Origin of the sequence: Bifidobacterium vespertilionis (assembly GCF_008698145.1) — a bacterium.
GTDB classification, from domain to species: domain Bacteria; phylum Actinomycetota; class Actinomycetes; order Actinomycetales; family Bifidobacteriaceae; genus Bifidobacterium; species Bifidobacterium vespertilionis.
Map to the genome: position 1 here is coordinate 1 of NZ_RZNZ01000044.1, position 255 is coordinate 255.

At 73.7% G+C, this 255-nt stretch carries 1 pseudogene; it reads right to left on the reverse strand.

Annotation, left to right across the window (positions count from 1 at the left end):
• Positions 1 to 255, reverse strand: a pseudogene (locus tag EMO90_RS12260) (FIVAR domain-containing protein); the annotation flags it as partial.

The following is a 255-nucleotide window of genomic DNA, read 5'->3' on the forward strand; positions in this document are numbered from 1 at the left end:
CGGCCAGCACGGTGCGGGCCATGTCCAGCGCGCGGGCGAACGGCTCCCACGACTCCGCCGTGTAGTCGGACTCGACCAGCTTGCCGGCCTCGTCGACCGCGGCCTGCAGCCCGGTCTTGTCGACCGGTGCGGGCTGCTCGGCCTTCACCAGAGCATCGCGCGCCGCGACCAGCCTCCACAGAGCCCCGTCCACGTCGGCCTGCGCGGCCTTGTCGTCGGCCAGGACCGTGTTCGCGTTGCGCAGCGCGGACGCGA